Origin of the sequence: Rathayibacter sp. AY1H2, assembly GCF_002931985.1 — a bacterium.
Taxonomy (GTDB): Bacteria; Actinomycetota; Actinomycetes; order Actinomycetales; family Microbacteriaceae; genus Rathayibacter.
In genome coordinates this window covers 428946-442024 of sequence record NZ_PSUV01000001.1, presented here as the reverse complement: position 1 = coordinate 442024, position 13079 = coordinate 428946, and the positions used below count along the sequence as shown (strand labels likewise).

Genomic DNA, 13079 nt, shown 5'->3' with positions numbered 1-13079 from the left:
GGCCGCTACTTCGAGAAGTTCGACGCCGCCCACTGGATCGAGGCGATCTTCGCCTGACCCGCGACGCTCGGGTGGAAGTAGTCGGTGGTCCCGATCAGGCCCTTGGTGACGGGGGTCGCGGTGAGCGCTCCTCCGTCCCAGTCGCAGAGCTGACCGGCGGCGCTGCACGCCGTCTGCAGCGCGGTGTTGTACTGCGTCGTCCGCGTCTTCGCGGCAGCGGCGGAGGCGGCCGCGGCGGTGCTGCTGAGCCTGCGGCCGGTGGAGCTGACGCCGCGCGTGGTCCGGCAGAGGTCGCCGCCCGCCCAGACGAGCGCGCCGACTCCGGTCTTCACGACCGACCACTCGGAGGCCACGTTCGGCATCGACGAGAGGACGATGCGGGCGGAGGGCCACGTGGTGCGGATCTTCGTGATCGCGGCGGAGGCTCCGGTGCGGAACGTGCTCGCCGGGGTCATCGTGTAGCCGTCGGAGGCGACGCGGTTGTCGGGCGAGCAGAGGTCGTTGCCGCCGATGAGCAGGGTGACGACGTCCGGCCGCACGCCGGCGGCGACCGCGGCGTCGATCCGCGAGGGGACCTGCGCGACGACGTCGCCGGTGGTGGCGAAGTTCGCGGTCGTGACGGTGGTGCCGGGGAGCGCGGTCCGCAAGCGGGAGGCGAAGGAGTTCACGGAGGAGCTGGTGCCGGTGGACCAGTTGTTGCGGGGGCAGTCCGCGAAGGAGCCGCAGGTCCCGTAGGCCTGGGTGATGGAGTCGCCGAGGCTCAGCACCGAGAGGGTGGCGGGAGTGGCGGCGGCGGCGGCCTGCGCCGGGAGCAGCGCGGCGGCGAGGGCGAGCGCGGCTCCGACGGCGAGGGCGCGGACGCGGCGGCTCGGGGTCGGCGGGCGGGAGAGGGAGAGGCTCATGGGGGACCGTTCTCGAGGGGGAGGACGGTGGGGGAGCCGTCGGTGCTGACGCTAGGGGAGCGGCGCCCCGGATGACCCCGAACGGGTGACCCCAGAACGGGCCGGATGTGCGCGACGGCAGCGGATCCGGTCGTCCGGCGGCGGAACCGTCTGGACGGCGAGCGTCCTCTCAGCCGCCCGCCACCGGCACGATCCGCAGCCGGCTCATCGCCCAGACCAGCGCCCCCGACGCGAGGAACGCGACCGCGATCCCGACGACGAACACCGACACCTGCCCGTACCCGGTCGCGGGATCCAGGAACGGATAGGGCACCCAGCCGTCCGTCGCTCCGCGGATCAGCACCACGACGAGCCAGACGATCGGGTAGACCACGACCAGCCAGAGCCTGCGCCACGGCAGCGGAGGGCGATCCGCGAGCAGCAGCCAGTCGAGCAGTCCGTAGACGGGGAACAGCACGTGCATGACGGTGTTGGCCCACTGCAGCGCCACTCCGCCCGCCACATCGGTGAGGAGGGTGTTGTACACGAGGCCGACGACGATGATGTACCCGGTGAAGGCACCCCGCACCAGTAGGAGCCCGCCGGGCGCGGGACGGCGGCGGAGCGCGAGCACGGCGGTGGCTCCGAGCACGACGGCCAGCACGATGTTGCTCTGGATGGTGAAGAAGCCGAAGAAGTTGAACGGGTTCAGCGGCGTCCGAGAGGCGGTGTCGACGGCCGTCGCGATCACGGCCACCAGAACGGCGGCGGCCACGAGGAGGCGGAGGAGCGCGACCGGCACGCGGGCCGACTCCGCCCGGGAGGAGGGAGCGGGCGGCGTCATCGCTCGAGCGTAGCGCCGGAGCGCCTACCCTGTCCCCGTGCTCACGATCGGTGTCGACCTCGCTGCGGAGCCGGTGCGCACCGCTCTCGCCGCCCTCGAGTTCTCCGGCGGCCGGGCCGTCGTCCGCTCGCTCGTACTCGGCGCCGAGGACGCGACGATCGTCGAGGCGTCACGGGACGCGGCGGTCATCGGGATCGACTGCGCGTTCGGCTGGCCGGTGGAGTTCGCGGCGTTCGTCTCCGCGCACACGCGACGGGAGGTCTCGCCGCGGACGCTCGCGGGACGCGACTGGCGCCGCCGCCTCGCGTACCGCGAGACGGACCGGGTGGCGCGCGAGGTCACCGGCCGCTGGCCGCTCAGCGTCTCGACCGACCGGCTCGGGATGACCGCGATGCGCTGCGCGGAGCTGCTCGACGCCTTCGCCGCGAGCGGGGAGGACGTCGACCGCTCCGGGCGCGGACGGCTCGTCGAGGCGTACCCGGCGGCGGCGCTGCGGCTCTGGGGAGTGGACACCACGGGGTACAAGACGCGACCGGAGGCCGTGGCGCTCGCCGCGGAGTCGCTGCGACGGGCCGCACCCTGGCTCGATGTGCCGGCGCCCGCGCTCGCGCTGATGAGCCGCTCCGACGACGCGTTCGACGCCGTCGTCGCCGCTCTCAACGCCCGCGCCCACGCCCTGGGCGCGACCATGCCCGTGCCTCCCGAACTCCAGGAGGCGGCGGAGGCCGAGGGGTGGATCGCGGTCCCGACCGGATCGCTCGCGGAGCTCGCGGGCTGATCCGGCCGTCTCGACGGGTGTGCGCTCAGGCCGGGATCTTGGCCCCCAGCAGGCCGGCGGCGACCTCGGCGGCCCGCTCGGCCTCCTCGACGGTCGAGAAGGGTCCGGTGGGGACGAGGGAGGGCGCGGTGGTCAGTCGGGCGTCGATCTCGAGTCGGAACCGGGGCAGCTCCGCCCCGGGAACGACGACGATCCTGACTCCGTTCCGGCTCCATCGCGCGGGTTGGATAGAAGAAATCTGTGTCATGGTGCTCTCCGCTTTCGCGATCATCCGCACGGGTGGCTGACGCCTCGACCGTGCACGCTTCACGCTACGTCCGGTGCCCGTCTCTCCGAACGGGCTTGACCTCTCAGGCTCGTCGGGCGTAGCGCCTCATTGCAGTCGGTCGAGGGTGTCGCTGATCCGCCGCAGGCACTCGATGAGGACCGACACCTGCGCGGCGTCCAGGTCGGCGAGCACCTCGCCCTCGGCGGCGACGAGATTCCGCATCGCCTCGTCGACCCGCTTCGTGCCCCGCGGGGTGAGCGAGACGATCTTGCTGCGCGAGTCGGCGGCGTTCTGCTCGCGGACCACGAGCCCGCGGGCCCCGAGGCGGTCGACGCGGCTGGCGAGGTTGCCGCTGGACAGCGCGAGGTGCGTGGCCAGGGCCGAGGGCGTCATCCCGCCCTCCCCGCGCTGCCGCAGCAGCGAGAGGAGCTCGAACTCCCACGGGGCGAGATCGCTGACGGCGAAGGACTGCCGCCGCACCTCCTGCACGCGCGGGCTGAGCCGGCGGAGGCGGGAGACGACGTCCAGAGGCGCGAAATCGAGGTCGGGCAGGGCCCCGGCCCACGCGTCGATCACCAGATCGACATCGTCGTCTTCGCGCATGCCCCGATTATCCCCGGACGGCGCGGGCGTCGACGACGGGTGGTCTGGGGAGGCCGGCGGGCCTAGCCTGTGCGGACGACGGGCGGACCGGTCAGGCGCGGGCGGCCCGGACGTAGGCGACGATCGCGTTGGCGTGGCCGTGGCCCAGGCCGTGCTCGGTCTTCAGCCAGGTGACGACCTGCATGTGCGGCTCGGAGCGCAGCCGCTCGTCGGCGAGATCGAGCCAGTCCTGGACGGGACGGCCGTAGGTCTTCTCGATGCTCGGGAAGTACGAGGCCGGTCCCTTCGGCTTCGCGCCGTCGGCGGGCGGTTCGGGAGCGAGCACACGGTCGGTCATGCGGTCACGATAGCGAGCCGCGGTCAGGTCGTGTAGGCCGAGGGGTCGAACCGGCCGAGCTCCTCGCGGAAGGCGAAGGCGAAGTCGGGCCAGAGCAGCGTGAGTCGCCGGTTGTCGTCCAGGTACCAGCTCTCGCAGCCGCCGTTGGTCCAGACGGTGTCGGCGCTGAGGGCGTCGAGGCGGGCGACGGAGGCGGCCTCGGCCTCGGCGGTGACCTCGAGCCGGTCGGCGCCGGAGACCGCGAGGTGGTCGAGCGCGGCGAGCACGTAGGCGATCTGCGTCTCGATCATGTGCACCGCGGAGTTGTGGCCGAGGCTCGCGTTGGGGCCGTTGACGACGAAGAGGCTCGGGAAGCCGTGGACCGCGGTCGACTCGTACGCGACCATGCCGTCGGCCCAGCGGTCGGCGAGGAGGACGCCGCCGCGGCCGCGGATGCGCCGGGCGAAGGGCGGCCGCGTGGAGTGGAAGCCGGTCGCGAAGACGAGCACGTCGACCCTGTGCGGGACACCGTCGTCGCCGAGCGCGGCGCCCTCCTCGAGGCGCCGGAGCGGACCGGGGACGACGCGGACGTGCGGCTGCGCGAGAGCGGGGTAGTAGTCGTCCGAGAGGAGCACGCGCTTGCAGCCGATCTCGTAGTCCGGAGTCAGCACGGCGCGGAGCGCGGGATCGATGATCTGCGCCTCGAGGTGGCCGAGCGCCTCCGCCCGCAGCCGATCGATGGCCTCGGGCACGGCGACGCGGCCGGCGAAGCCGAGCTCGGCGCGCCAGAACAGCTCCTCGCGGAGCCTCGCCAGGGCCCCGGGCGCGCGGGAGAGGGCTCGGCGCTCCTCCGGCGGGTACGGGCGGTTCCGGCGGGGGACGACGTACGGGGCCGAGCGCTGGAAGAGCACCACCTCGGCGGCGCGCTCGGCGAGGTGCGGCACGATCTGCACGGCGGAGGCGCCCGAGCCGACGATGCCGATGCGCTTCCCGTCGAGATCGACGTCGTCCCGCCAGCGGGCGGAGTGGAAGGCAGGACCCGCGAACGAATCCAGGCCCGGTACGGCCGGGAGGCGTGGCTCGGAGAGGCGCCCCGCGCAGACGAGGAGGACCGCGGCGGAGTAGTCGCCCCGGGAGGTGCGCACCCGCCAGCGGTGCGCCTCCTCGTCGAAGACCGCCTCGAGCACCTCGGTCCCCAGCCGGAGCCGCGGCGCCAGGCCCTCCTTCTCGACGACGCGCTCGAGGTAGGCCTGGATCTCGGCCCCGGGGGCGTAGAACGCCGACCAGTCGGCCTCCGGGGCGAAGGAGTAGGAGTAGAGGTGCGAGGGGATGTCGCAGGAGACCCCGGGGTAGACGTTGTCCCGCCAGGTCCCGCCGATCCGCTCGGCGCGCTCCAGCACGACGAACGAGGTCCCACCGCGGCGCTCCAGGCGGACCGCGGCTCCGAGGCCGGCGAACCCGGCGCCGATCACGACGACGTCGACGTCCATCAGACCGTCGTCCTCGCCAGGACGCTGCCCGCCGGGTCGCGGTGCGGATCGGCGAGGAAGTGCTCGAGGACGGCGAGGAGCTCGGCGGGCCGCTCGGCGAGCACCGCGTGACCGGAGTCGAGGACGGCGTAGCGGGCGTCGTCGATCGCGCCGAGCAGGGCCTCGGCGCCCTCGACTCCTGCGACGGCATCGGCGGAGCACCCGACAACGAGGGCGGGAACCCGGCAGTCCATAGCGGCCGCAGCGACGTCGGCCCGGGCGGAGGCGGCGAGCATCCGCGCGACGTCGGCGCCCCACGGGGAGGAGGCGGTGGCCGAGCGGACGGCGAGGAGCCGAGCGGCCTCCTCCTGCGCGTCGGGCGGCAGCATCGGCCAGAGGCGCGCCGTGCGGAGGAGGCGCTCCGTCGGGCGCAGCCATCCGGCCACGAGGGCGAGGGCGCGCACCCGCCGATCGCCCGCGGCGAGGGCCACGGCGGCTCCGAGCGAGTGGCCGATCAGGACGGCCTCCTCGGCGCCGAGCGCGTCCAGGGAGGCGCGGACCGCGGCGGGTCCGTCGAGCCAGGGGTCGCCGAGATCGGCGAGCTCGAGCGCGGCGACGCGGTGGCGCCGCGCCAGCATCGGCAGCAGCAGTCCGGTGTCGCTCCGCGCGCCCCGGCCGACGCCGGTCAGCAGCAGGACCGCGCGCGGGCTCTCGGCGCCCGCGGTCAGCAGCCGCACGGTGGCGCTGTCCGACTCGATCCGCTCCTCCCGTACCAGCTCGGCCTGGCGCCGCAGGTACTCGGAGCGGGTCATGACGCCCGGCGGGTCCCGCGGACCGGGAGGCGCATCCGCTGCGGACCCGCCGCTGCGACGGACTCCGCCCGCAGCGCCCTCTCCGGCGCGACCACGCCGTACGTCGTGGTGCGCTGGCGCCAGCCGCGGCCGATCTCGCCGCTCAGCCGGGCGACGGTCGCGATGTCGAGCGAGCGGTAGGCCTCCGCTCCGGCCTCGGGCCGCAGGGCGCCGTCGAGCAGCAGACCGCCGAGGTCGTCCGCCCCGCCGCGGAGGAGGACCTGCGCCGCGTGCAGTCCGAGCTTGGTCCAGGCGGTCTGCACGTGGGCGATCCGGCCGTGGAGGACGAGCCGTGCGACGGCGTGCACGGCGCGGGTCTCGCGGAGGGTCGGCCCGCCCCGGCTCGCGCGCACCACGGCCGGAGGCGCCTCCGCCGGGACGAAGGGCATCGCGATGAACTCGGTGAAGCCGCCCGTCTCGTCCTGGATCGCCGCGAGCGTGCGCAGGTGCGCGAGCTGCTGCTCGGGGGTCTCGACGTGTCCGTAGACCATGGTCGAGGTGGAGCGGAGGCCGCTGCGGTGCGCGGCCGTGATCGCCTCCCGCCACTCGGCCACGGTCGGGTCCGTCCCCTCGCTCAGGACGGCGCGGACGTCGTCGTCGAGGATGCGGGCGGCGGTCCCCGGGACGGAGTCCACGCCGGCCTCGCGCAGAGCGTCGAGCATCGCGGGCAGGGTTCGGCCCGTGCGCCGGGCGACCTCGAGGATCTCGCCGGGCCGGTAGGCGTGCAGGTGCAGCGAGGGCTGCCGCTGCTTCAGCGTGCGGACGATCAGCAGCAGATCGTCGCCCGGGTGCTCCGGTCCGATCGCGCCCTGGAGGCAGAGCTCGGTGGCGCCGAGCGCGACCGCCTCGTCGGCGAGCTCCTCCAGCCGCTCGACGGTCAGCCCGCCGACTCCCCAGAGGGAGGTGTCGATGTTGCGGTTGACGACGACCGAGACCTCGTCGCCGGCGGCGTCGTGCCGCAGGTCGTCCGCCAGAGCGGAGAGGGCGTCGAGGTCGTCGCCGTCGGCTGCGAGCAGGGCGAGGTAGTCGGCGTCCTCGAGACCGGCGGGGTCTGTCTCCGCCCGGGCGAGCACGGCGCCGAGGGCAGGTGCCACCGGCCGGGGCAGGGCGTCGAGCGAGTCGCGGTAGGGCCGGGGGAGGACCGCCGCCGCCTCGTCGGCGAGCCAGGTCCCGCGGTCGGCGAGTGCCTCGACGTAGGGAGCGACGCGCGGATCGATCCAGGTGGCCGAGTCGCGGAGGTACTGCGGGTGGGCGGTCAGCCGCTCGTGCAGCTGGTAGCCGGCCGCCGCGGTGAGCCGCGCGAGGTCGTCGATGTTCGGCCAGGGGCGCTCCGGATTCACGTGATCCGCCGTGAGCGGGCTGACACCGCCCCAGTCGTCGACCCCGGCGCGCAGCAGCAGCCCGAGCTCCTGCTCGTCGGTGAGGTTCGGCGGCGCCTGGATCGTCGCGTCGGCGCCCAGCACGAGGCGCGCGACCGCGACGTTGGCCACGTACTCCTGCAGCTCGAGGTCGACCTCGTTCTGCATGGCCGTCCGCGGCTTCGCGCGGAAGTTCTGGACTATGCACTCCTGCACGTGGCCCCACCGCTCGTGGGACTCGCCGATCGCGAAGAGGGCGTCCGCCCGCTCCGCCGCGTTCTCGCCGATGCCCAGCAGCACGCCGGTGGTGAAGGGGATGCGGCTGCGGCCCGCGTCCTCGAGCACGCGCAGGCGCAGCGCCGGGTCCTTGTCCGGGGAGCCGTAGTGCACACCGCCCTTCTCGGACCAGAGGCGCTCGGCGGTCGTCTCGAGCATCATGCCCATCGAGGGCGCGACCGGGCGGAGCCGCTGCAGCTCGGCCCACGACATCACGCCGGGGTTCAGGTGCGTGACCATGCCCGTCTCGCTCATCACCAGGACGGCCATCGCGCGCACGTACTCGAGCGTCGAGGCGTAGCCGTGCTCGGCGAGCCAGGCGCGGGCGATCGGCCACCGGTCCTCCGGGCGGTCGCCGAGCGTGAACAGGGCCTCCTTGCAGCCGAGCGCGGCACCGGCGCGGGCGACCTCGAGGATCTCCTCCGGCTCCATGAAGGTCGACTCGCGCTTGGCCGCGAGCCCGCGCGGTGTCTCCACGAAGACGCAGTAGTGGCACCGGTCGCGGCAGAGCTTGGTCAGCGGGACGAAGACCTTCCGCGAGTAGGTGACGACGCCGGGCCGTCCGCGGCGGGCGAGTCCGTCGTCGCGCAGGCGGCCGGCGGCCTCCAGCAGCAGGTCGAGGTCGTCGCCGCGCGCGCCGAGGAGCTCCTCGGCGGTCTCGCGCGTCAGCGCCTCGCCGCGGTCGAGCCGGGCGAGCAGGGTGGCCGTGGTCATGCGGGAGCGGCCCTTCCGAAGGGGGTCGTGGCGGAGGCGGGAGGTCAGAGCGCGCGCAGCCGCGGCGCGAGGTCGCGCTCGAAGGCGTCGAAGAAGCGCTGCTGGTCGTCGCCCGGGGCGTGGAAGACCAGGTGGGTGAAGCCCGCGTCGACGTAGGGCTTGATCTGCGCGACCGTCTCCTCGGGGTCGGAGCCGACGATCCAGCGCTTCGCGACCTGCTCGATCGGCAGCTCGTCGGCGGCGCGCTCCATGTCGACCGGATCGGTCAGCGAGTGCTTCTGCTCCGGCGACAGCGAGAGCGGCGCCCAGAAGCGCGTGTTCTCGAGCGCGAGCGCCGGATCGGGATCGTAGGAGAGCTTGATCTCGATCATGCGGTCGATGGTCGAGGAGTCGCGATCGGCCGCCGCGGCGCCCTCCTCGACGGCGGGGAGCAGCTTCTCGGTGTAGAGCTCCATGCCCTTGCCCGACGTGCAGATGAAGCCGTCGCCCGCCCGGCCGGCGTACTTGGCGACGACGGGGCCGCCCGCCGCGATGTAGACCGGCACGCCGCTCTCGGGCTTGTCGTAGATCGACGCCTCGTGCGTGGAGTAGTACTCGCCGTCGAAGGTGACGCGGTCGCCCGCCCAGAGCGCGCGCATGAGCCGCACGGCCTCGCGCAGGCGGGCGAAGCGCTCCTTGAAGTCGGGCCAGGTCTGCTCGCCCGCGCCCTGGTAGCCGGTGGCGACCTCGTTCAGCGCCTCGCCGGTGCCGACGCCGAGCATGATCCGCTCGGGGTAGAGCACGCCGAGCGTGCCGAACGCCTGGGCGATGACGGCGGGGTTGTAGCGGTAGTGCGGGGTCATGACGGAGGTGCCGAGGGTGATGGTGGAGGTGCGCTCACCGGCCGCGGCGAGCCAGGCGAGGGAGAACGGCGCGTGCCCGCCCGTGTGCCGCCACGGCTGGAAGTGGTCCGAGACGACCGCGGTCTCGAAGCCGTGCCGCTCGGCGCCGACCGCGAGCTCGACGAGCTCCCGGGCGCCGAACTGCTCCGCCGATGCCTTGTACCCGAGCGTGATCGTCATCTGCAGCCTTCGTGAGAGGTGGGACGGCTCCCGGAGCGGGAGCGGCCCCTCCATTCTGCGCCTGCCGCGGCGCCCGGCGGGACGGGTGGACGCACCCGGGGGAGGCGTGCCCCGATCCCGCGCTGGGGAGGAGCGTCAGGCCGGCGGAGCGGCGATGTTCACCATCCAGCCGACGCCGTAGCGGTCGACCAGCATCCCGAAGCGGTCGCCCCAGGGCGAGGCGACCAGCGGCTCGACGACCGTGCCGCCCTCGGCCAGGCCGTCCCAGTAGCCGCTCAGCTCGGCGTCGTCGTCGCCGAAGAGCGCGATCGTGATGCGGGCGCCGCTATCGGCCGGGCTCGAGGAGGGGGAGTCGGAGCCCATCAGGATCATCCCGCTCGGCGTGACGAGCTGGGCGTGCATGATCCGGTCCTGGTCGGCCGGATCCGCGCTCATCCCGAAGTCGCCGAAACGGCTGGAGCTGAGCTCGCCGCCGAGGACGTCCCGGTAGAACTCCATCGCCTCCTGCGCGGAGCCGTCGAAGCCGATGTAGGGGCTCAGTGAAGTGGGCACGGCACGCCTTTCCGTCGAGGTGCGCCCAGTATCTCCGCGTCCCGACGCGAGCACCAGGGGCGTCCTGCAGAAGGTCCGCCCCCGGTCCTCAGAGCTCGTCGCGGGTGGGCGGGTTCGCGCCGGAGCGGGAGGTCGTGATGCCGGCGACGTGCGCGGCGTGGCGGCCGATCGCGTGCAGGGCGGGGCCGTCGAGCAGCATCCCGTTCGCGGCGCCGAGGCCCTGGCGGAACGCCTCGTCGAGGATCGCGCCCATCGCGGAGTCGCCGGCGCCGATCGTGTCCGCCACCACGATCCGGGCGGCGGGCACGGTCACCCGCGTGACGGCCGAGGCCAGCAGCAGTCCCTCCGCGCCGCGGGTGACGACCGCGAGCTGCGACCCGAGGGAGAGCAGCCGGCTGAGGACCTCGTCGAGCTGCATCGTCGGGTAGAGCCACTCCGCGTCCTCGTCGCTGAGCTTCACGACCTCGCACGCGGCGGCGATCCGCTCGAAGCGCGCGAGCGCCTCGGCGTGCGCGCCGACCAGAGCCGGGCGGATGTTCGCGTCGACGCTCGCCGTCACTCCGGCGGGCAGAGCCTCGAGGAGCCCGAGCACGGCGGATCCGCCCGGCTCGAGGAAGATCGCGATGGAGCCGGTGTGGACGTGGGAGGCGCCCTCCGGGTCCGCCGCCGGCGGGTTCCAGGAGAGGTCGAAGACGTAGCGGGCCGACCCGTCCGCGGCGAGGACCGCCCGAGCGGTGCTGGTGCGCTCCGAGTCGCCGTGCCGGACCTCCACGCCGGAGGCCTCGAGGTGGGCGCTGATGCGGCGGCCGCGCTCGTCGTCGGCGATGTCGGTGACGAGGGTCGCGGGCCGCCCGAGTCGGGCGAGCGTGAGGGCGACGTTGGCCGGGGAGCCGCCGACGTGCTCCGTGGCGCTGCCGTCGCGCTCGACGATGTCGATCAGCGCCTCGCCGATGACCAGGGTGCGGGAAGCCGGGCTGACGCGCTCGTCGGTGGAGGACATGCCGACATCATGCCGGGTGACGGGGTCGCCCCGCGACGCGCGGGGCCGACCGGCGCGAGCGGCTCGCGTCCCGACCGCGGTCTCAGCCCCGGTCGCGCAGGTCCGCCAGCACCGCGTCCACGCTCGTGATCTCGATCAGCGGCGCGTACAGGGACATGGCGTCGAGCGCGCGCTGGTGGTCGGCCTCGGAGGCGCCCGCGCAGGCGTCCGCGGCGACCCTGACCCGCACTCCGGCGTCCGCGGCCGCCAGCGCCGTCGAGAGCACGCAGCAGTCGGTCGAGACGCCGGTGAGCACGACCTCGCGGGAGTCGTCGAGCTCGGCCTCGAGCTCGGGCCCCCACTTGCCGAAGGTCGTGGCGGTGATCGTGCGGTGGCCCTCGAACCCGGCCACGAGCTCGTAGAGCCGGTCGCTCTCGGGGACGAGCGCGAACGGCCACTCGCGGTAGTAGGGGATCCACGCGCCGGCGGGCCGCTCCGGGGCGACGAATCGGGTGGTCACGACCCGCTCGCCGAACGCCGGGAGGAGCCGGCGGGTCCCCTCGGCCGCGCGCTCGAATCCGCCGGATCCCCACGGCGACTCGGCGTCGGCGAAGACGTGCTGCAGGTCGATCGCGACGAGCAGGCTCACGCCGAGGCCTCCTGGCGGCGGACGGCCCCGCGCGAGAGGGCGAGCGTTCCCGCGAAGCCGATCACGAGCGCCACGAGGACGCCGAGATTGGCGCCGGCCCAGTCGCCGTCGCGGCCGCCGAGCGGGCCGAGGAGGTAGCCCTCCCACTCGAACCCGGGGGAGTAGTTGACCACCAGGCCCCAGCCGACGACCGCGCCGATCAGCACGAGGGCCACGGGGACCGCCGAGACGCTGCCGTAGCGGCCGCGGGAGTCGTACAGAGCCTCCTGGTCGTAGTCGCGCCGACGGAGGAGGAGGTCCGCGAGGAAGACGCCGAGCCAGGCCGCGATCGGCACGCCGAGGGTGATCAGGAAGCCCTGGAACGGGCCGAGGAAGTCGCCCGCGACGAACACGACGTAGACCGCTCCGAGGACCATCAGCACGCCGTCGATCCCGGCGGCCACCGGCCGCGAGACCTTGAGCCCCGTGCTGAGCAGCGCCAGGCCCGAGGAGTAGATGTCCATCACGGCCCCGCCTATCAGGCCGAGCAGCGCGACGACGATGAAGGGGAGCAGGAACCAGGTCGGCAGGATCCCGGCGAGCGCTCCGATCGGGTCCGCGGCGATCGCGTCCGAGAGCTCCTGCGAGGAGCCGGCCAGCAGCAGGCCGACGACCACCAGCACGACGGGCGCGACCGCTCCGCCGATCGTCGTCCACGCGATCACTCCGCTCGTGCGGGCACCGCGGGGGAGGTAGCGGGAGTAGTCGGCCGCGGCGTTCACCCAGCCCAGCCCGAAGCCGGTCATCATGAACACGAGCCCGCCGATGACCGCGGCGGCCGAGCCCGCGGGCAGGGCGCCGACGGCGGCGAGGTCGATCCGGTCGAGGACGAGCACGACGTAGACCACGGTCAGCACGGCGGTCGCGACGGTGATCGCGAGCTGGAGCCGCATGATCAGGCGGAAGCCCGCGATCCCGGCGATCACGATGAGCGCGGCGACCACGATCAGCGCGACCACCTTGGTGAGCACGCCCCCGTCCCAGCCGAACTCCTCGAACACCGTCGCCGTCGCGAGCACCGCGAGGGAGGCCAGCACCGTCTCCCAACCCACCGTGAGCAGCCAGGAGATCACCGAGATCAGGCGGTTGCCGTCGACCCCGAAGGCCGCCCGGCTGAGCACCATCGTGGGGGCGGAGCCGCGCTTGCCGGCGACGGCGACCAGACCGCAGAAGAGGAACGAGACGACGATCCCGATCACGCTGACGAGCGTCGCCTGCCCGAAGGAGAGGCCGAAGCCGAGGAGGAAGGAGCCGTAGCTCAGCCCGAGCACGGACACGTTCGCGGCGAACCACGGCCAGAACAGGTCGCGGGGGCGGCCGTGCCGCTCCGACTCCTGGATCGTGTCGAGGCCGTTGAGCTCGATGCCGCTCGCGGGGCGGGTGCTCGGACGATCGGGGGAGGTCATCGCGTCCTCGTTCTCACGGGTGCCGGCCCTGCGCC

At 73.9% G+C, this 13079-nt stretch carries 14 protein-coding genes; 1 reads left to right on the top strand and 13 read right to left on the bottom strand.

Features of this window, described 5'->3' with window-relative positions; translation table 11 throughout:
* Positions 1–5: 5 nt before the first annotated feature.
* Both C5C29_RS02005 and C5C29_RS02000 read right to left on the bottom strand, forming a co-directional pair.
* Positions 6–902 (bottom strand): GDSL-type esterase/lipase family protein, encoded by an 897-nt coding sequence (locus C5C29_RS02005; RefSeq protein WP_104246724.1) that lies wholly within the window; start codon positions 900–902, stop codon positions 6–8.
* Between the two features lie 169 nt (positions 903–1071).
* Positions 1072–1725, bottom strand: coding sequence for a Pr6Pr family membrane protein (locus C5C29_RS02000; protein WP_104225056.1), 654 nt, complete (start codon positions 1723–1725; stop codon positions 1072–1074).
* Positions 1726–1762: 37 nt separating this feature from the next.
* On the opposite strand from C5C29_RS02000, the gene C5C29_RS01995 reads away from it, so the two are divergent.
* Positions 1763–2503 carry a DUF429 domain-containing protein gene (locus tag C5C29_RS01995; RefSeq protein ID WP_104225057.1) on the top strand — a complete coding sequence of 247 codons (741 nt, stop codon included), beginning with the start codon at positions 1763–1765 and terminating at the stop codon, positions 2501–2503.
* A gap of 25 nt (positions 2504–2528) precedes the next feature.
* Here the strand turns inward: C5C29_RS01995 and C5C29_RS01990 are convergent, their stop codons facing one another.
* The 11 genes from C5C29_RS01990 to C5C29_RS01940 form a co-directional block, all read right to left on the bottom strand.
* The gene (locus tag C5C29_RS01990; protein WP_146076606.1) at positions 2529–2750 is read right to left on the bottom strand and encodes a hypothetical protein; all 222 of its coding nucleotides are present in this window, start codon (positions 2748–2750) and stop codon (positions 2529–2531) included.
* A 126-nt stretch (positions 2751–2876) separates the two neighbouring features.
* On the bottom strand, positions 2877–3374 hold the full coding sequence (locus C5C29_RS01985; protein WP_104225059.1) for a MarR family winged helix-turn-helix transcriptional regulator: 498 nt from the start codon (positions 3372–3374) through the stop codon (positions 2877–2879).
* 91 nt (positions 3375–3465) lie between these two features.
* Complete coding sequence (locus C5C29_RS01980; protein WP_104225060.1) at positions 3466–3711, bottom strand: DUF4287 domain-containing protein; 246 nt, start codon at positions 3709–3711, stop codon at positions 3466–3468.
* A 23-nt stretch (positions 3712–3734) separates the two neighbouring features.
* On the bottom strand, positions 3735–5180 hold the full coding sequence (locus C5C29_RS01975; RefSeq protein ID WP_104225061.1) for an NAD(P)/FAD-dependent oxidoreductase: 1446 nt from the start codon (positions 5178–5180) through the stop codon (positions 3735–3737).
* Positions 5180–5971, bottom strand: coding sequence for an alpha/beta fold hydrolase (locus C5C29_RS01970; protein WP_104225062.1), 792 nt, complete (start codon positions 5969–5971; stop codon positions 5180–5182). The genes C5C29_RS01975 and C5C29_RS01970 overlap by 1 nt, the downstream gene beginning before the upstream one ends.
* Positions 5968–8358: a 7,8-didemethyl-8-hydroxy-5-deazariboflavin synthase CofG gene (cofG, locus tag C5C29_RS01965; protein WP_104225063.1), complete on the bottom strand. Its 2391-nt coding sequence runs from the start codon at positions 8356–8358 to the stop codon at positions 5968–5970. Before cofG ends, C5C29_RS01970 begins: the two co-directional genes overlap by 4 nt.
* Positions 8359–8402: 44 nt before the next feature.
* Complete coding sequence (gene fgd / locus C5C29_RS01960) at positions 8403–9419, bottom strand: glucose-6-phosphate dehydrogenase (coenzyme-F420) (RefSeq protein ID WP_181067747.1); 1017 nt, start codon at positions 9417–9419, stop codon at positions 8403–8405.
* Positions 9420–9554: 135 nt separating this feature from the next.
* Positions 9555–9971 carry a VOC family protein gene (locus C5C29_RS01955; RefSeq protein ID WP_104225064.1) on the bottom strand — a complete coding sequence of 139 codons (417 nt, stop codon included), beginning with the start codon at positions 9969–9971 and terminating at the stop codon, positions 9555–9557.
* Between the two features lie 88 nt (positions 9972–10059).
* Positions 10060–10971 carry a carbohydrate kinase gene (locus C5C29_RS01950; RefSeq protein WP_104225065.1) on the bottom strand — a complete coding sequence of 304 codons (912 nt, stop codon included), beginning with the start codon at positions 10969–10971 and terminating at the stop codon, positions 10060–10062.
* An 82-nt stretch (positions 10972–11053) separates the two neighbouring features.
* The gene (locus C5C29_RS01945; protein WP_104225066.1) at positions 11054–11599 is read right to left on the bottom strand and encodes a cysteine hydrolase family protein; all 546 of its coding nucleotides are present in this window, start codon (positions 11597–11599) and stop codon (positions 11054–11056) included.
* Positions 11596–13044 carry a cytosine permease gene (locus tag C5C29_RS01940; RefSeq protein ID WP_104225067.1) on the bottom strand — a complete coding sequence of 483 codons (1449 nt, stop codon included), beginning with the start codon at positions 13042–13044 and terminating at the stop codon, positions 11596–11598. The genes C5C29_RS01945 and C5C29_RS01940 overlap by 4 nt, the downstream gene beginning before the upstream one ends.
* Between the last annotated feature and the right edge of the window lie 35 nt (positions 13045–13079).